Genomic DNA, 17086 nt, shown 5'->3' with positions numbered 1-17086 from the left:
TGAGGTTGCCAACGGTGACGTGCGGTGCACCCGCTACGCCTTCTTGGGTGCCTTCTTCGCCGGAGCCTTCTTGGCGGTGGACTTGCGGGCGAGCACCCGCCTCCCCTTCGCCGCGCTGACAGTCATCGGAATGTCGACCGAGGGGTGCACGCGTGCACTGTCGTCTCGCCGTCAGCTCAGTTAATGCCCAAACGCAGCGGGTTGCATCTGGGCCGGGCCGCAATCGCAATCGCGTCCCTTGAGCGCTTCGGCCGGCGCGGACGCCTAGAAGAGGTAGAAGCCGGTGATGGTGGTGGGGAGGAGGCCTAGAAGGAGCCAGGGTGAGAAGGGTGTGCGCTGGAAGATGAGGCGTACGCCGGCGATGGTGAGGAGGCCGATGACTGCGGACATGAGCCAGAGGCCGATGCCTCTGCCTCGGTCGGTGTCGGCTGCGCCGAGGCTGTAGACGGCCAGCGCGACCGCCGGGACAGAGCCGACGTGGATGAGGATGACCGAGGCGACCCAGCGTTGGACGGTCTCGATCTTCATCGGTTGGGGCCGGCGGCGTTTGATCACAGGTCGTTCCCGGCGTAGGAGAGGTTGAAGCTCTTGTTCGTGAGGGGGAAGTCGGGGACGATCGTGTCGGCCAGTGCGACGGGTAAGGCGGGCCAGTTGAAGAAGGACGGGTCGACAATCTTCAGTCGGGACACCGACCCGTCCGGTGCCAGCTCCACGCGGTGCGCGATGGTCCCGCGCCAGCCCTCGACGAGGCCCACGCCGGAGGATCGGCCGGCGGAGGATCGGCCGGCGGAGAGCCAGCTGGGCTTCGCTGTCTCCGCACCGAGAGGTGGCCGGATGGCCATCAGTTCGTCGATCAGCGCGACGGAGTTCTGGATCTCATCGGTCCGGGTAAGTAGCCGGGACAGGACGTCGCCGGCGGCGTGAGCGGCGGCAAGGACAGTGCCGGTCAGTGGCGTGAAGGGGTGTTCGCGGTCTTGAAGAACTCCGCCTTCAGCTGGTGCAGGGGCGTCGTCATGCGTCCCGCCTTCCCTCGCTCCATCTCTTGCGCAATGCATGCGATCATGAATTGAAGAATTCTGCAACTCTTGTGTACGGTGGGATCAGTCCACGAGCCCCGACGGGAGATCATGGAAACGTTTGCGGAGGAACTGCGCCACCGGGTCATCGTCGCCCGGAGGGAACTGCGCACCGCTCGCGAGACCGGAGACATCGACTCCGAGCGCGTCTACGACGGAGAACTCGACAGCCTGCTGCGCCTGGCGATGGAAAACGGCGTCCCGCTCCCGACAGATCTCGCCGAGGATCCAAGCTGACCCCAGGGCTCGGCACGACAGATCTGGTCGACGTCGTACGACGAGATCCAGGAAACCGTCCTGGCACTCGGTCGCCGCTATGCTGGTTGAAGGTTTTCGCAAGTGTTCAACCGCGCAGATCAGGAGGTGCATCGGTGAGTAGGCCGCTCTATCAGGTCAAGGCGGAGTTCTTCAAGACACTCGGGCACCCAGCGCGGATCCGGGTGCTCGAGCTGCTCAGCGAGCGAGACCACTCGGTGGCCGAGATGCTGCCCGACGTCGGCATCGAGGCGACGAACCTCTCCCAGCAGCTCGCCGTACTGCGTCGCTCCGGCCTGGTCGCGACCCGCAAGCACGGATCGACCGTGATCTACTCGCTGACCAGCCCCGAGGTCGCGGAACTGCTCAAGGTGGCCCGCTCGATCCTCACCGGCATGCTGTCCGGCCAGGCCGAACTACTCGAGGATCTCCAGGAACCCCTCGCCGCGCCCCAACTCGAACGCCCAAGAAAACGCCCGGCCAAGACCGCACCCCAGCGCCGCACACGCCGCACCGCCTGAGGTGTGGGCCCGCTCGAGTGAGCGGACAAGTCTTCGAGCCCAAGCGGTTCGCGTTCGCGAGCGAACTCACCGGCGGGCCGGCGTCTCAGCGATCCGTGGCCCCGAACTCGACCCGAGCTGAGCAGGGCGGGTGTAATATTTCTGCCTGGTGTGCCGGGAAGTCTGGTCGGCAATGTGCGCACCCATATCCAGTGTCAGGACATCACGATGCCCGATCTGCCGACCCCTTCCACCAGCTCCACCTCGGTACACACCCGCAGGGTGCCGCCCCGCTGGGTTCTGTTCTTCGCGTTCGCGTTCGCCGTGATCGCCGACCCGGTCTCGTCGGTCGCCTACGCGATCGAGGCCGCCTTGCGGGCGTTGCACGGTGATCTGTCCCGGCTACTGCCAACAATGGCACTCGTGGTGGGCTTGGTGGCGCTGGTGACAGCCAACTACTGGCAACTGGTGGCGCGCTTCCCCAGCGGCGGCGGGGCGGCAGCGGCCGCCGGCCGCGCGTTCGGTCCCCGATGGACGTTCCTGCCGATCGGCGCGCTGGTCGTCGATTTCGTGCTGACGATCGGCATCTCCATTTCGGCAGCCGCCAGCGCGGTCATCGCGCTGGCACCAGCATTGGCGCCGTGGCGGATCGTGTTCGCCCTTGTCCTCCTGCTGGCCGTGGCAGGCCTGTCGTGGTTCGGGCACGGCGGACGGCTGCTGTTCGCGCTGATGACCGCATTGTTTGTTGTCGTCGCGGTGGGCGTTCTGATCCTGGGCCTGGTCGACCCTCATTCCTTGGGCAGCGCACCCGCAACCCCACACCCAGGGTCGCATCCGGCGGTGCTGGCTGTAGTACTGGCATTCCCGGTCGCGATGGCACTGGCCACCGGTGTGGAGGCGCCCTCAACCGCCATTGCGCAGCTCGGCCAGCTCGATGACAAGGCACGCCGGCGCTTCGGACGTGGCACTCTTGCGCTGCTGGTGGTGATCGTCGGCGGTCTGACCCTCGCCCTGACGGCGCTGGCCGCCCGACTCCACATCGGGCTGCCCGGAAACGACTCCACGCAGATCGCCGACATCGCACACGCCGCCGCCGGTCCTGGCTGGCTGTACGCGACCTTCCAGCTCACCAGCTCGCTGTTGCTACTGGCCGCCGCCAGCTCCTCCTTCCAAGCCGGCCCCGGCCTGCTCAAGGCGCTGGCCGGCAGCAACGAGCGTCCTGGAGTCCTACCCGCCTGGCTGGGACGAACCAACCACCACCACACGCCGTACCTGGCGGTCGTGGTCTATCTGGTGGCCGCCGCGCTGATCATCCTGGCGTCGGCCGGGCAGGAACAAGAACTAGTGCTCTTCTACGCGGTCGCGGTGTTCGTCAGCTTCCTCATCGGCCTGATTGCGATGACGCGCTTCGCGCGCGCAGAGCGCAAGCCCGTCCTGGCGGCCGTCAACGCCGCGGCGGCGGCTGCGGTCGCCTTCACCCTTATCGTCAACCTCACGCGCGGTTGGCCCATCCTGTCCCTGCTGGGCACCGTGCTGATCGCCACGGCCCTGTACCTGCGGTGGACTCGCGCCGGGCAGCCCAGCGGCATAGAGGACATCGAGGCCCGCGCCGAAGCCGACTGACCGGCACACACCTGCGGATCACCTGCCCGACCCGGTCCCGGTCAGCACCTCGCCGGCAGTCACGACCGGCCGGGTGCTCCTCCGGGTTGCCATCAGCCTGGCTGGCGAGTTGCGCATATAACACGGCAGCGGTCTGGTACGACGAGCTACTTCGCCAGGCGGGCCTGACGGCGAATGCTGCCCGCCTGCTGGTCCGCGATGTGGCTGCCTATCGAGAGCGCTACAACATCCGCGCCGCGTCCATGCTCGGCGACCCGCCAACGGCCAGGAACATCACACAACGGGAGTACTACGCACACCCGCTCGGGCTACTCGCAGCAGCCTCACCGGCGATACCGCGATCAGCAGAGACGCACATCGAAGCAGCGCCAAACCACCGGCTTCCTCCGTGATCAACAGCGAGCCACGCAACGAGTCTCGGCAGTAGGTGCTCGGGCATCACAGCAAGTCCGGGTCCGATTCAAGCGGTGGACGCGACCCTTTTGCACCCGCCCCATCGGAGTGCAGCCGTCATCGAGGACCCAATGATCGGAGCCCGCTCACTCTGGCCAGCCCTCGGGTTCATAGAGCGGTAGGCCGGCACGCGTAGGACTGTTCAGCTCCTCCATCAGCAACGCCACGCCGACTTCGCCCTTGTACAGGCTGTCGCGACGGAACGGGCGGTCGCGGATGCGCTCGGCAGCCTTGTCCGCGAGTACGCGTGCGCGGATCAGCCAGCGTTCGTCGCTGCTGTGCCGATGCATGGTGGCTAGCGCGTAGGCGCGGCCTGCCAAGCCGCAACAGAGATCGCCGGGGGCGGCCTCCCCGCCCTCGTATGCGGACCATGAGGCGGCCAGCGCGAGCTCGAGGTAGCGGTCGTCGCCGAGGAGCGCGTGGGCTGCCGTCCACAGCGGCACGTAGCCGGCTGCCCCATTGCACCAGCTTGCGGCGAGTGTGTTCTCGAGAGCGGGAGCGTGCGCATCGGGCGGCCAGGACGCTGCCCGGCCCTCCCAGCGCGCCATGGCCGCGAGCTGGTCGAGCCGCTCGACGACCATGGCCGACGGTAGCGTGCGCTGGACGTCGGACCAGCGCAGCAGCGCGTACAGCCATCCCGCCCACCCGTGCGCTGCCCCGAGCCGCGTTAACTGGTTGCCGTCGGCGATCGCCGGAGCGCGGTCGATCTCGGCGGCAATGCTCGCCGCGAGCTGATCGCCGAGTGTCGTCAGTCGCTCGCCGGCATTGGCCGTACCGCTTTCGGGGGTCTCGAGCAGAAGGGCGCAGCCGAGGAGCAGGCCAGCCCGGCCGAACGCCACCTCGAGCGGAGGGCACGGACGGCGGGCTGCGCGGACGAACGCCTCGACGGCCGAACGCCAAGCCGGGCTATCGTCCCGGCCGACCGCGACGAGCGCGCGCACCGCGTGGACACCGGCCTCGTGGTGGTAAAAGGAGCGATCGCCGAGTGTGTCGCTGATGAGTTCGAGATCGGCACTGGTGAATGCGTCCGGCGATGCGATAGCGGCCGTGGCGCGTTCGGCCCACAGGTCTGCAGCTGCTAAGAGCTCTCCGTCGCCGCGGATAGAGGCGATCCGCAGTAGCGCGTGCGCGAATCCAGCAGCTCCGTTCATGGCCGATGCGGTGGGCGCCTCGATCCCGCCCGACAGGAGGGCGTCGGGCATGGTCAACCTGCGAATGACGTCCGACACGAGCGCTGTTCCTGCGCCGTGTCGCCAGGGCCGTCGCGCCAGGGCCGCGCCGTCCACGGCACCCCGGACGCTGCGGAGGAAGTCGGCGACGGAGGCGAACCGGTCCAACGGATCCTTGGCCAGCGCTCGCCGTAGCGGCAACTGGAGCCTCTCGAGACCGGACGTCTCGAGCTGGTCGAACACGTCAGGTGGCTCGTCACGCAGTTGGCGAAGCATCGCGTCCCGCTCGAGGGAGAACTTGTGAGTGTGTCGGCCCGCGAGGAGTAGGACAGCGAGCGCGGCGAGGCTGTACTGCTCGGCGGCCTGCGTTGGCGGCCCGGGATCGCGTCTGTTCAACCGCGCGGCCGCGAACTCCGGTGCGGTGAAGAGGTCGACGCCTCCTACCGCCGGAGCAGGGACGCCGTCCGCGGTGGCTAGGCCGTAGTCGATGAGGGTGACCGCGCCGGCCGCGTCGACCAGAACGTTGCGTGGGTGGACGTCTCCGTGGAGCACGGACCGTGCGTGTAGCTCAGCGTAGGCCTCTAGGATCCGCTCGACCAGGTCGAGCAGTGCGGGCCCGTCACCTGCCGTGCGGTGCTCCGCTGCGGCCGTTGCCGCGTCGGCGGCCGCGGACCAGGCGATCGCGAGCCACGGCCGCCCCTCGAATTCGCCCAGCCGTAGCACAGCCGGGCCGACTTGGCCGCCCAGAACCTCGAGGATCTCAGCTTCGTGCGACAGCAGCGCGCGCATCCGGATCTCCGAGCCGGGCCTGGCGAGTTTCACCGCGTACGATGCGCCGTCGTCGGTGCGGGCCCGGTAGACCTCCGTGTCGATGACGACATGCACGACCTCGACGATCTGCAGCTCCTCGAGCCTGTCGCCGGGCCGCAGCGTGGTCGCGATCGGTTCGGCCAGCAGCGAGTCGGCGGTGATGAGTACGCCGTCGGTGATCATCGTGCCGAGCACAGCGAAGCTCGCCTCCAGCGTCTCGCGCGCATCGAGACTCTCGGCGCCACTGAACTCCAGCACCGCGTCAACGATCGTCGTCGGCGTACGGAACCGCTGGAGCAGGCGGGCAGTGAGGCCGTCGACCACGCTCGTCCCCGTGCGCGAACCATGCCGGGTGATGGCAAATCCGTCCGCGTCGTTGCCCAGTTCTGCCAGCAGGACCGGCGGCAGGTCCGCAACCGCGACGATCTGCACGTCGGCGGGAAGGATGAACGGCTCGGTGATCGACATGGTCCCTACCTTTCGGAGGCCTGCGGAACCACACCGTCGGCGCGGGCCCACCGGACCGTGTCGACACCGTCTAGACGCAGTCGCTGCAGGGCGTAGCGCCAGGGTGGCGGCCCGTCGGGCTCCAGCCTGCCCTGCAGAAGATGCTCGGCGGCTCGACCCGCCAGCCAGTACCGCCAGCTGGTCTCTACCGGGTCGACCGCCCACGACAGAAGCCCATCCTCGGTCACGGCCGCGGTGAATGGCACCCCCTGCGCGGGCACCCCATGCAAGCGCGAAGCCAGGTCCTGCGCCGTCGCATGCAGGGCGTCGAGGCCGTCGAAGTAAATGACGACCTTGTCGGGGCGGCAGATACCGCCCAGGCCGACACCGACTTTGAACGCCGTAGCCGACGGTGCCGCGCCGAGCAACTCGGCGAGCACCCCGAGCGCGTCGCCGAGCGCCTCGACGGTAGGGCTCAGATAGAGCTTGACATTCGCACGCAACGGACGACGGCGCCCGCCGACGCGCGGGTGCCAATGCCGCCAGTGCCGACTGTCCTTGGACGCCGGCAGCTCCGCCCACGACGCACCGAGCGCTCGCGTGACGCGTCCGCCGACGCCGACGCCGAGCCCGATAGCATCGGACACCGTTGCCGTGTCAGGCATCAGGCCCCGCAGCTCTGGCCCGATTGGGCGCCGACCGAAGCCATAGAGACGGTGCACCAGCTCGTCCTCGGAAGCGTTCCCGAGATGCTGACCATAACGAAGCGCTGCAAGCGACAAAGCTCCGATTCGCCCGTGGCCGATGAGCGGCTCATTCGGTGCGAGCAAGGCGGCTGCAGCACCACCATGGCACCACTTGCCCTGGTGCTCGAATTCCAGCACGCCGTCCAGCACCAACCGCTCCACGGTGCCCGCCACCTCACGCCCCAGAGTGGCACGCGCGTACTCCGGCAGCGGGCCGGCGTCGGCCAGCGTCAGGAAGAGCAACGCCGTGTCCGGCGAGACAACTCGGGGCGGAAGCCCGGACCCGGGCGTCGGCCGCAACAACCCGTAGGGCACGTCGCCTGTGGCCGTGAGCGCGTCGCGCTCCTCAGGTGGACAGCGTTCGCTGACGAGGAGCTCGTACCCGCGGCCGGCTCTCAGCATGCCTGCCGCGGGATCAGGTACGTCGACTGCGGGCGTCGCCACAATGATTGTGCGTCTACTGGTCGATCTGCGACTGTGAAAGCGCCTCTTGCGCCCGATCGCACTCCACCAACTGCGCCTCAAGAGCCTCGCGCAGCGCGGGGAGCATCTCTGCCGGGACGGCGTACAGCAGCTTCGGCTCGGAGAACTGATCCATGCAGGAGTCGCTCCAGCACCAGCCATCAGTGACGATCTGATGTGCGGCGGCAAAGCATTCCAGCGTGTCGATGTCGGCCGCGCCGAAGTCGAGGGCGACGGGCAGGACTCGAGGCTCGTCGGCTCCGACGACGTCACCGGCGGGCAGCACGACCCGCAGCTTCTTGGCGTTGAATGGCATCCCTAAGCTCCGTCCCCGTCAACGGTCTGCCGTCGCGCGACCGCCACCTCGGCTTCCTTGACCATGGCCAGGCGCAGCTCCAGCGTCCGCCGGAGCGCAATGAGTGACTCGGGCGTGACGATCAGAGTGTCCGGGTCCACAGGGTCCCGGCTGAGCGCCGCGCACCGGGTAGGCACCTCGGAAATCAGCGGGCACTGTGTAACCGGCGTCGGCACGAACCGCGTCTCCGAGGGATACCGGCAGAAGGTCGGCGGCACGACCTGGACCGTCTCCTCGATCTCGGATATCTCCCCCCGACAGGGAAGTTGGACATACAGCCGCTTCGAATCAAAGGCCACCGAGGCTCCCCCCATCGGCTCCCGCTCCCCCACGGCGCAGGATGTGAGCTAGATCATACAGCCTCCGGGCGATGAACGGTTCTCCTGCAGCCGAGGACGGAGGTCCAGTCGCGCAGGCGACGGAGTGCGAGGGTTCTCGACCACGACAGTGGCGCGAACTTCGTACCGCTCAACAATGCCGACCAGTGGCTACATCTGGGCCTTGCCGTCGGATTGCCCTCAGGGCTCTCCCCGGAATCCGCACGACCGCGGGCAGCTCGACCTCCCCAGATGCCCAGGGTCGAGCGTTTGACGCCTGGGCTGCGAGCGATTCCCGATCGGGGCCCGGAACTGGCTGTCCGGTGTCCCCGGGAGCGCCGGCTCGAGTACCGGTCGACTGTGGTTGCGGTGACGGTGAAGGGGAACGCGGGGCAGAGAAAGGTGTCGCGGATCCGCTAAGGCCGCAGGGCGCTGGATGACGGCCCGACTTCTCAGGCGCAAGGGAGCGGGCCGACGATTTCCGTGATTCGGTAGTCGGCATCGATCCGCACCAGGCTGTTGTTCGCCCAGATCAGCAGCGGGCAGTCACTCGTGTCGTCGGGCCCGACGCCACGCACCGGACCGAAGTCCCAGGCGCCGTCGACGATCTTGTTCGACAGCACCAGCGAAGTCGTTCCATCGCTGTCGACGCGTACGGTGAAACTACCGCCCATTAACAGATTGTCGATCAGCGCAATGCCCTTCGAGCCGTCGGAGTTGAACACCGGCGCCGTATGGCTGGGGGCGTACCGCTGGTCGATGGTGTTGTGGAGGAGCAGTACGTTGCGGCCGCCGTAGTACCCCTGGAAACCGTCGCTGTGGTCGCCGGGATTGCTGCACAGCTTGGCGTAGGAGTCCTCGATCAGGATGTCGGAGTCACCGTCGGGTGTGGTCGCCCGGAACGCGTCGGCGAAGTTGCGCACCCGGACCCGCAGCGCGGTGTAGTTGTCGAACTGCAGGGCGACGTTGCTGTTGCACCCGTTGCCGTCCGGTGCGCCGACCGTAGAGTCGACGACGGTGAAGCGCCAATGCCCTGTGTAGTTGCTGATCGTGCCGTAGATCTCGCTGTCCTTGATCATTACATCGTCGCCGCGGATCTCCAGTCCGACCGTCAGCCGGCGGTGGTCGATCACGTCACCTGCCTGGGCGTAATAGACCGGGTCGCCGTCGGGATCCACCCCGTTCGGGATCAGGTCTGTCAGCTGGGCGCCTGCCGGCAGGCCGGTCGTTGCCGGTGTCGGGTACGGCGATGACGGGCGGACCTCGGCTCCGGCGAGAGCAGGAAGTGGACTGATGGCGATTGCCAAGAGCAACATCATGGTTGCCCCTAGCCCCTGAATGCGCTGCACGGGCACCCCTTTCGGAAGGTGCCCGCCCGCCGCCGCGGGCGGGCACCGGCTGAGTCAGACGCAGTTCAGCGGTCCGACCGTGCTGGTGATGTTGTAGCTGCTGTCGATGGTGACCAGGGTGTTTCCGGACCAGGTGATCCACGGGCAGTTGCTCCCGCCGCTGGGGCCGGCGTTGGACACCGGACCCCAGACCCACGAGTTGTTGACGACGCGGTTGTCCTGCGCGACCGACTGGGTGCCGTCGCCGTCGAGCCGGATCGTGAAGCTCCCACCCATCAGGAGGTTGTTCTTGACCGAGATGCCGTTGGAGTCGTCGGAGTTGAAGATCGGCGCCGTGACGTCGGGGGCAGCGGAGCGTTGGTCGATGGTGTTGTGCTGGATGAGCACATTGGTCCCGCCGTGGTACCCCTGGTAGCCGTCGCTGTGGTCGCCCGAATTGCTACACAGCTTCGCGAACGAGTCCTTGATCGAGATGTTCGAGGCGCCGCCTGGCGTGGTGGCCCGGAAAGCATCGGAGAAGTTGCGCACCCGCACCCGCAGTGCGGTGTAGTTGTCGAACTGGATGGCGACATCCCCGTTGCACCCGTTGCCATCCGGCGCACCAAGGGTCGAGTCGGTCACGCTGAAGGTGTAGTGATCGTCGCCGTTGCTGATCGTGCGGTAGATCTCGCTGTTCTTGATGACGGCGCCGTTGCCGGAGATGATCAGGTTGCCGGTGAATCGCTTGCTGTCGATCGTCTCGCCGGCGCCCACGACGTAATACGGGACGCCATTGGTGTCGTAGCCGTCCGGCGGAAGGACAGTCAGGGTCGTACCGACTGGCACGCCGGTGGTCGAGGGCGTCGGAAACGTCTCCAACAGCATCGTCTGGGCAACCTGGGCGGAGCCGGCCTGGGCCGGAGCCGCCGAGCCAACAGCCACGACTGCGGCCGCTAGCAGTGGTATTGCGAACAGTTTCTTTGCGCGAGGGAGCACGGGTTCTCCTTGGATCGAGGGAGGGCAGGAATGGCCTGGCACCCCCGTGTCAGGCCGCGCGTCGACATGACGGAAACGTAACGACCCTGCATATAAACTGTCAACAGTTGGAAGTTACCTATCGCTGCTCAACCCGGGCAGCTCGCCCTGCTCGACCTGGAGCGCCACGCCGAGCGTCACGCCGCCGTCGACTGTCATAGCCTCGCCAGTCAGGTAGCTCGCATCGTCGGAGATGAGGAACGACGCGGCTGCGGCGATGTCGGACGGCTCGCCCCACCGGCCCAGCGGGATCCTCTTCAGATACGCCGGCCCCGCGGCCGGGTCCTCGGTCAGTACCGCGGACAGCCGGGTCCGGATCTGGCCAGGATTTATCGCGTTGATGCGAATGCCGTGCGGCGCCAGGTCGAGGGCAGCCGCCCGCACGAAGGCGATCAGTCCACCCTTGGTCGCGCTGTAGTGCGCGGTCTCGGCTTCGACGAAAAACGCATTCGTGGAGGCGATCACCACGATGGCGCCGGTTCCCGCCCGCGCCATCGCGCGGGCGGCCTCTTGCACCAAGATGAAGGTGCCGGTCAGGTTCACGTCGATGATCCGGCGCCAGGACGCATCCGTGATGTCAAGGAGGGGCCGGATCTCCACGACGCCCGCAGAGGCGATCAGCGCGTCGATGCGGGCCCAGCGGTCGAGAGTGTCCGCGACCGCCGCGTGTACGGCTGGGCGGTCAGTGATGTCTACGCGATGGCCGGCGACCTCGACGCCCTCCCCACTGAGCTCGGCAACTGCCTTCTGCAGGGCCTGGTGATCGATGTCGAGCAGCATCAGACGCGCGCCCTCGCTCGCGAATCGCCGAGCAACGCCATATCCGATCCCCTGGGCGCCGCCGGCGATCATCACCACTCTGCCGGCCTCTCGCTCGGTCATCCTGCCTCCTTGACTGTGGTCCGATTCCAAACTGTTGACAGTTGACATTATCACTCTTAGGTTTGGTCTACATGTTTCGTGAACCCGAGAGTGCTGGGGAGGCGACGGTGGCCGTGTTCGCTTCCGGGCTTGATCTGCCCGAGGGGCCCTATCCGCTGCCCGACGGCCGCTGGTTGCTGGTCGAGATGGGCGTTCGAACCGGGCGAGTCACCGTCGTCTCGGCGGACGGGCGGGCGGTGTCAGGGCTGGCGCGGACCGGCCGGCCGAACGCTGTCGTTGCCGAGCGCAACGGTGTTCTCTGGGTCGCGGAGTCGCATCCAGAACCGGCCTTGCTCATGGTGGCCGACGGGACAGTCGGCGTGGCCATGACGGACTGCGCGGGTCTGCCGTTGCTGTTCCCGAACGACTTGGTCTTCGGGCCGGACGGCATGCTCTACCTGACCGACTCGGGTGTTCTGCTGGATGATTGGGCTCCGGGCGGCGCTATCCGGGCTGACTATCGGACGGCCCCGATCGACGGTCGGATCTTCCGTATCGACACCCGGTCCGGAGCCTGCGAAGTGGTGGATCGAGGTATCGCGTTCGCGAACGGTATCGCCGTCGCCCCCGACGGCGACTTGTACGCGAACGAAATGATCACCGGGGAGGTGTTCCGCTACCCCTGGGATCCCGTCCGGGCTCGCTACGGACCGCGGGAGAGCTTCGCGAACGTCTTGCTGCCGGACGACGCGGAGCTGTCCTTCGCGGGCCCGGACGGCATGACTTTCGGTGCGGACGGCCGACTGTTCTGCACCGTGTACGGCGGTGGCCGCGTCGCCGTCGTCGCCCCCGATGGGAAGGTACTGCCGCCGATTCCGACCGCCGGCAGATTGCCGACCAACGTGTCGTTCGGACCGGCCGGCGCTCGGCGGTTGTTCGTCACCGAGTGCGAGCTGGGCCAGATCGAGGTCTTCGACCTCGACACCTGCTCGGCGCAACGCCACGATCCGGAGGCTGCCCTGCGGGCGTGGTCGCGATGACCGTGACAGATTGGGACACTGTGGTCGGCCTTCCGGTGGAGGCACTCGACACCCCGGCCGTGATCATCGACCTCGATCGGGTTGATCGCAACCTCATCGCCATGCAGGGCGCGGTCTCGGCCGCCGGTGCGGATTTCCGGGTGCACATCAAGACCCACAAGACCCCGGCGCTGGCCCACCGCCAACTGGCCGCGGGTGCGGTCGGCATCGCGGCGGCCAAGCTGAGTGAGGCCGAAGTGTTCGTTGCTGACGGCATCGAAGATGTCGTGATCGCCTACCCGGTCTACGGGTTCGGGAAGTGGGAGCGGGCAGCTCGGCTGGCCCGAGACGCGCGGCTGACCGTGCACGTCGAGAACGAGGCCGCGATCGACGGCTGGGAGGCGGCGGCCAAGGCCGCTGGTGTGAACCTCGGCGTGCGGGTCGAGATCAACACCGGCTTCGACCGGAGCGGCGTACGCCCGGCCGAGGCCGTCCTGCTGGCCCGGCAGGTCGAGAAAGCCCGGCACCTGACGCTCGACGGGCTGACCACGCACCGCAGCGCCTTCTTCGCGGCATCCGGCGGGCGTCCGCTGGACGACCTCGGCGATGAGGAGGGCCGGATCATGACCGGGGTCGCGGAGTCCCTGCGGGCCGACGGTATCGAGATTCGGACTGTCGCTGGAGGCTCGACGCCCACCGCGCGCAGCTTCGCGCAGGTCGTCGGAACCACCGAGGCCTGCGCCGGAACGTACATCTTTTTCGACGCAGGCATGCACGAAATCGGCGCCTGCGGCTGGGACCAGATTGCGGTGTCAATGCTGTGCACGGTGGTCAGCGTCGACGACCGCCGGGCCACCGTCGACGGCGGTTCGAAAACCTTCTGCAAGGACGGCTACGGCCCCCACCCGATGGCTTTCGGCCGCGCGGTCAAGGGAACGGCCTACCTGGCAACGGTCACCGAGGAACACGGGATGGTCCAGCTCGGCGAAGGCGACCCGGCTCCGCAGGTCGGTGACAAACTGGCATTCCATCCGATGCATGTCTGTCCCACGATCAACCTCACCGACACACTGATCGGTGTCCGGGGTGGCATCGTCGAAGAGATCTTCGCTGTGTCGGCCCGCGGAAAGACCTGGTAGCCGGATGCGCATCGCCGCGGTACGGACGGCCCTCGGTTCACGGACTGCTCTGGTCGTCGGCGAGTTCCTGTACGACGTGCAGACGCTGCTCGGTCAGAGCCGATCGCTGCCGGATGTCACAGCGCTGCTCGTCGGCGACGAGCCGCTGATCCGTCGGCTCGCGCCCGTACACAAGGAGATCCTGGCCGGCGCACACCGGGGTGCGGCGATCAGCGCCGAGCAGACTGCTGATCTCGGTCCGCCGGTGTCGCGGCCGGAGAAGATCCTGTGCGCCGGACTGAACTATCTGGACCACGTCGCGGAGCTCGGCGTGCCTGTTCCGGTCAACCCGCTGGTTTTCGCCAAGCTGCCGAGCGCGATCAGCGGTCCTCGCGATCGTATTCGTCTGCCGGCGGCCAGTGGCGCCGTCGACTACGAGGTCGAGCTGGCGGTAGTGATCGGGCGCGCCGGGCGGAACATTCCCCTCGCGGAAGCGCGCAGGCATGTGGCCGGCTATCTGGTCTGCAATGATGTCAGCGCGCGCGACTGGCAGTTCGACTCCGAGGGTCAACTGACGCTTGGCAAGGGATTCGACTCGTTCTTTCCGGCTGGTCCATGGCTCACCACCGCCGACGAGATCGCTGACCCGGACGCGCTGGCGATCAGGACGACCGTGAACGACGAAGTACGGCAGGAATCGCGCACCAGCGAACTCGTCCGCGGCGTCGACGAGCTCGTCAGCTGGCTCTCGACCGTATGCACGCTGACACCAGGGGACATCATCGCGACCGGTACGCCGGCCGGTGTCGGCGCGAGTCGGATGCCGCCGCGCTACCTCCAACCGGGCGACGTCGTCCGGTGCGAGATCGAAGGCCTTGGTGCGATCACCAACGTCGTCACCACCGCGTGAAGCCCAATTCAACCTCCCAGATCGGAGCCCGCATGCCCGACCGTCCGCTCTTCGATGTCAGCCTCGTCCCGCTGACGATGGTGTACGAGGTGGGGAACACCATTTTTGTTTCCGGACACATCCCGATCGAACCTGACGGGCGGCTCAGCTCCGGAGACATCGCCCACCAGACCGATCTGGTCTTGCTGACGATCCGCGAGCGGCTTGAACAGATTGGGTCGGGGTTCGACGACGTCGTCAAGGTCACCGTGCTGCTCGCCGACGCCGTCCGCGACTTCCCCGTGATGAACGAGGTGTACGGCCGGCATTTCAGCACGCTGCCACGCCCCTCCCGGACCACCCTGGGCGTGCAGCTTGCCGTCGACGTGCTGATCGAGGTCGAGATGATCGCCGTCCGCGGTCACCGCGTCTAGCCGGTTGTCCGCGCTGCTGCCGCGAAGTCGAACGTCGCAACGGTGTCGCCGGAGGCGGCTGTTCGCCGCAGCAGCGTCCCGGCCCATTCGTTGGCCGTCCCAGCGGGTGCCGAAAGGGTGATCGTTCCATCTGTGTCGACGTCGATGTCGACGGGAGCAGTGGTGACCAGACCAACCGGATCCGACCAGCACACCATATAGTTGCCAGCAGCAACCTCGAACGACACCGATACGCGCGATTCGACGGCAGTCATGTACCACGCGTACGCCCGACCTGACCGGGCGAGCCCGACCGCTTCACCGCCCGGCGCGATGACCTCCATCGGTGTCATGTCCGCGAACGGGACGCTATACAGGAAGTCTCGCAGGAAGGTGAGCTGGGATCGTAACCGCGGACCGCCACCACTGGAGGCGGTCTCTGGGAGGTGCCGGCTGCCGTCCTCCTGGCCGGGTGCGAAGCTGTAGTCCAGGTGGTTGAACCCCGAGCCGCCGCTCAACAGGAACCGCCAGGCTTCTCGCCGGTATGGCCGGTCGCCGACGCCGGCGTACCCGGTCTCGTCGTCGATCACCGGTAGGGCGACGTCCGGGTTGTCGGTCAGGGCCTCCGGCGTCGCGTAGTGGAATGTGAAGACGTTCGCGGTCGACGGGGTGTCCCTGATGATGCCGCGCTGGTTTGCGATGTTCCAGGAAACCGGGACGCGGCGGCCGCGGTCGGCGAACACCTTCGCGATCTCGGCGTCGATCCGATCCGTCCAGGCCGGCTCGACATTGCCGAAGTACGGCTCGTTGAAGATCTCGATCAAGACGTTGTCGTGGTCAACGAGCGCCTCAGTCAGTCGACGGGTCAGCGCGAGCTGGTGATCGAGCAGGCCACCGTTGCCGACCCGATACACCTCGTCCCAGGCGAGCGGCGGGAGCTCGTTGATGTTGTTGACCGTGTTCATCGGACTGATACCCCACTGCGACGCCGAGAACATCGCGGTGAAGATGGTGAACTCGACGACGATCCCACGCAGCCCGGCCTGGTTGACGAAGTCGTCCAGCCGGTCGAAGTACGCGGGCTCGAAGGCGGTCAGATCGAACCGCGTTCCGCCGTGCGCGTACCCGGGCACCTCGGTACGACGCCAGGGAGCGACAAAACGGCTGGGCCGCGGCGCGTACGGGTTCTCCCATCCCGAGCCCTCGATCGTCTGCTTCCGCTCCACGAACGCACCCGAGGCCGCCCGCGTGTAGTTGAAGCGATGCCGCTGCAGTGTGCCGAGGTAGCGGACATAGTCGAAGTCGAGGTTCAGTACCGCGCCGTAGTGCTCAGCCGATGTGATCAGCACGGTCGGCTCACCGCGAAAGCGGAAGTACCTCGGATTGGCCGGCCACAGGCCGAGTGGCTGCTTCGTCACGAGACGGTCCGGCCGGCTGCCGTTGACATCGCTGAAGTGATCGCCTCCGCCGCGTCTCGCCAGTGCTTCTGGAACACTCGCTCGGCCTCGTCCGGATCGCCGGTCGCGATCGCATCCACCAGCTCCTGGTGCGACTCCGCGGCCTGAACCTGGGTGATGACCGGCTGGCCGACGTTGGCGACCACCGACAGCACCATGCCCTTCTGCCGGCGCCACGTGTCGATCAGGAACTCGCTCCCGGCGCAAGCACAGATCGCCTCGTGCATCGCGAGATCCGCGTCCTGCCTGGTCCGCGGCGTCGACGACTTGTCGGTCAGCACCTCGGCCATCCGCTCGAGGTGCGTGCTGGCCACCGCCTGCAGATCGGGGCCGCGGAGCTCGATCGCGCGCCGGACCGCCCGGCCCTCGACGATCCCCATCAGCTCGAAGACCTCGACGGTGTCCTCCGGAGCGATGACCCGCACATAGGTTCCCCGGTTCGGCTTCGACACGAGCAGCCCGGCCTGTTCGAAACTGCGCAGTGCCTCCCGGAGTGTCCCGCGGCTGACGTTCATCTGCGCGGCGAGTAGCACCTCGTTGATCCGGTCGCCCGGCTTCAGGTCACCGGAGACGATCGCCTCTTCGACCTGCTCGAGGACCTGATCCCTCAAGATCCTGGGGGTGACTTCGAATCCACTCATGCCTGCTCCTCGTCCTCGGCGGTCCGCCGCCGGACTCTGGCGACCAGACCATTCTCTGTGCCGGGTGATCTACCTGTTGACCCGGGCACGCCAAGTATATCAACTGTTGACA

At 67.2% G+C, this 17086-nt stretch carries 18 protein-coding genes; 7 read left to right on the top strand and 11 right to left on the bottom strand.

The window, feature by feature from the left end; translation table 11 throughout:
* Positions 1-264: 264 nt before the first annotated feature.
* Positions 265-555, bottom strand: a complete 291-nt coding sequence (locus tag AB0E69_RS35060) for a hypothetical protein (RefSeq protein WP_360156421.1) — start codon at positions 553-555, stop codon at positions 265-267.
* Positions 552-1055: a hypothetical protein gene (locus AB0E69_RS35055; protein ID WP_360156418.1), complete on the bottom strand. Its 504-nt coding sequence runs from the start codon at positions 1053-1055 to the stop codon at positions 552-554. Before AB0E69_RS35055 ends, AB0E69_RS35060 begins: the two co-directional genes overlap by 4 nt.
* Positions 1056-1127: 72 nt before the next feature.
* Between AB0E69_RS35055 and AB0E69_RS35050 the strand changes: the two genes are divergently transcribed.
* The 3 genes from AB0E69_RS35050 to AB0E69_RS35040 all read left to right on the top strand — a co-directional run bounded on the left by AB0E69_RS35050 (position 1128) and on the right by AB0E69_RS35040 (position 3454).
* Entirely contained in the window at positions 1128-1313 is a 186-nt protein-coding gene (locus tag AB0E69_RS35050; protein WP_360156415.1) for a hypothetical protein, read from the top strand.
* A 134-nt stretch (positions 1314-1447) separates the two neighbouring features.
* A complete protein-coding gene (locus AB0E69_RS35045; protein WP_360156412.1) occupies positions 1448-1852 on the top strand; it encodes a metalloregulator ArsR/SmtB family transcription factor in 405 nt (134 codons plus the stop codon).
* 207 nt (positions 1853-2059) lie between these two features.
* Complete coding sequence (locus tag AB0E69_RS35040; RefSeq protein WP_360156409.1) at positions 2060-3454, top strand: amino acid permease; 1395 nt, start codon at positions 2060-2062, stop codon at positions 3452-3454.
* A gap of 539 nt (positions 3455-3993) precedes the next feature.
* Here AB0E69_RS35040 and AB0E69_RS35035 read toward each other — a convergent pair.
* From AB0E69_RS35035 to AB0E69_RS35005, 7 genes are all read right to left on the bottom strand, one after another.
* The gene (locus tag AB0E69_RS35035) at positions 3994-6354 is read right to left on the bottom strand and encodes a lanthionine synthetase LanC family protein (protein WP_360156406.1); all 2361 of its coding nucleotides are present in this window, start codon (positions 6352-6354) and stop codon (positions 3994-3996) included.
* Between the two features lie 5 nt (positions 6355-6359).
* The gene (locus AB0E69_RS35030; RefSeq protein WP_360156403.1) at positions 6360-7322 is read right to left on the bottom strand and encodes a hypothetical protein; all 963 of its coding nucleotides are present in this window, start codon (positions 7320-7322) and stop codon (positions 6360-6362) included.
* A gap of 214 nt (positions 7323-7536) precedes the next feature.
* Positions 7537-7857, bottom strand: a complete 321-nt coding sequence (locus AB0E69_RS35025) for a hypothetical protein (protein WP_360156400.1) — start codon at positions 7855-7857, stop codon at positions 7537-7539.
* Between the two features lie 2 nt (positions 7858-7859).
* Positions 7860-7997 carry a hypothetical protein gene (locus AB0E69_RS35020; protein ID WP_360156397.1) on the bottom strand — a complete coding sequence of 46 codons (138 nt, stop codon included), beginning with the start codon at positions 7995-7997 and terminating at the stop codon, positions 7860-7862.
* Positions 7998-8665: 668 nt separating this feature from the next.
* Positions 8666-9532 carry a hypothetical protein gene (locus AB0E69_RS35015; protein WP_360156394.1) on the bottom strand — a complete coding sequence of 289 codons (867 nt, stop codon included), beginning with the start codon at positions 9530-9532 and terminating at the stop codon, positions 8666-8668.
* Between the two features lie 84 nt (positions 9533-9616).
* The gene (locus AB0E69_RS35010) at positions 9617-10483 is read right to left on the bottom strand and encodes a hypothetical protein (protein ID WP_360156391.1); all 867 of its coding nucleotides are present in this window, start codon (positions 10481-10483) and stop codon (positions 9617-9619) included.
* Positions 10484-10651: 168 nt separating this feature from the next.
* Positions 10652-11458, bottom strand: coding sequence for an SDR family NAD(P)-dependent oxidoreductase (locus tag AB0E69_RS35005; protein WP_360156388.1), 807 nt, complete (start codon positions 11456-11458; stop codon positions 10652-10654).
* A gap of 107 nt (positions 11459-11565) precedes the next feature.
* On the opposite strand from AB0E69_RS35005, the gene AB0E69_RS35000 reads away from it, so the two are divergent.
* From AB0E69_RS35000 to AB0E69_RS34985, 4 genes are read left to right on the top strand one after another with little or no spacing between them, the layout of a single operon-like run.
* Positions 11566-12477 (top strand): SMP-30/gluconolactonase/LRE family protein, encoded by a 912-nt coding sequence (locus tag AB0E69_RS35000; RefSeq protein WP_360156385.1) that lies wholly within the window; start codon positions 11566-11568, stop codon positions 12475-12477.
* Positions 12474-13595 (top strand): alanine racemase, encoded by a 1122-nt coding sequence (locus tag AB0E69_RS34995; RefSeq protein WP_360156382.1) that lies wholly within the window; start codon positions 12474-12476, stop codon positions 13593-13595. Before AB0E69_RS35000 ends, AB0E69_RS34995 begins: the two co-directional genes overlap by 4 nt.
* Positions 13596-13599: 4 nt before the next feature.
* The gene (locus AB0E69_RS34990) at positions 13600-14484 is read left to right on the top strand and encodes a fumarylacetoacetate hydrolase family protein (protein WP_360156379.1); all 885 of its coding nucleotides are present in this window, start codon (positions 13600-13602) and stop codon (positions 14482-14484) included.
* A gap of 32 nt (positions 14485-14516) precedes the next feature.
* On the top strand, positions 14517-14897 hold the full coding sequence (locus AB0E69_RS34985) for a RidA family protein (RefSeq protein WP_360156376.1): 381 nt from the start codon (positions 14517-14519) through the stop codon (positions 14895-14897).
* Here AB0E69_RS34985 and AB0E69_RS34980 read toward each other — a convergent pair.
* Both AB0E69_RS34980 and AB0E69_RS34975 read right to left on the bottom strand, forming a co-directional pair.
* Positions 14894-16294, bottom strand: a complete 1401-nt coding sequence (locus AB0E69_RS34980; protein WP_360156373.1) for a hypothetical protein — start codon at positions 16292-16294, stop codon at positions 14894-14896. The two genes, AB0E69_RS34985 and AB0E69_RS34980, sit on opposite strands and share 4 nt — an antisense overlap.
* On the bottom strand, positions 16291-16974 hold the full coding sequence (locus tag AB0E69_RS34975) for a GntR family transcriptional regulator (protein WP_360156370.1): 684 nt from the start codon (positions 16972-16974) through the stop codon (positions 16291-16293). Before AB0E69_RS34975 ends, AB0E69_RS34980 begins: the two co-directional genes overlap by 4 nt.
* Positions 16975-17086: the final 112 nt, after the last annotated feature.

Source organism: Kribbella sp. NPDC026611 (genome assembly GCF_040638345.1).
Classification (GTDB): domain Bacteria; phylum Actinomycetota; class Actinomycetes; order Propionibacteriales; family Kribbellaceae; genus Kribbella.
Note: the sequence above shows the minus strand (reverse complement) of the source record. Positions and strands in the feature narration are given on the sequence as shown.